The organism is Rhodobium orientis, from assembly GCF_003258835.1.
Lineage (GTDB): Bacteria > Pseudomonadota > Alphaproteobacteria > Rhizobiales > Rhodobiaceae > Rhodobium > Rhodobium orientis.
In genome coordinates this window covers 1-287 of the sequence record NZ_NPEV01000139.1, presented here as the reverse complement: position 1 = coordinate 287, position 287 = coordinate 1, and the positions used below count along the sequence as shown (strand labels likewise).

Annotated in this window: 1 protein-coding gene; it reads right to left on the bottom strand. The window is 46.0% G+C overall.

Annotated elements, in window-relative coordinates; genetic code table 11:
* The coding region (locus CH339_RS25560; protein WP_438646524.1) for an NrdR family transcriptional regulator at nucleotides 1-150 on the bottom strand (150 nt) is incomplete at its 3' end.
* Nucleotides 151-287 lie beyond the last annotated feature (137 nt).

The following is a 287-nucleotide window of genomic DNA, read 5'->3' as shown; positions in this document are numbered from 1 at the left end:
GATGAGCGGAATTTCTTCCACTTTTTCAAATGTAGTAAATCGATAGTTGCACGATTCGCATTCGCGTCTTCTGCGAATCGATCTGCCTTCGTCAACCGGACGGGAGTCCAAAACCCTCGTCCCATTATGCTGACATGCTGGACATTTCATTTTTTCAGCTCCTATTCAATTGTTTGAATGTACAGATTCCTGCAGCTTTCCGTCCAGTTCGCTGTATAGCGTCGAGACAAGCCCGCGGCTGTAGCCAAAATCGGTCGGCAAAAACGTTTCAGTTGACACATTAAAGT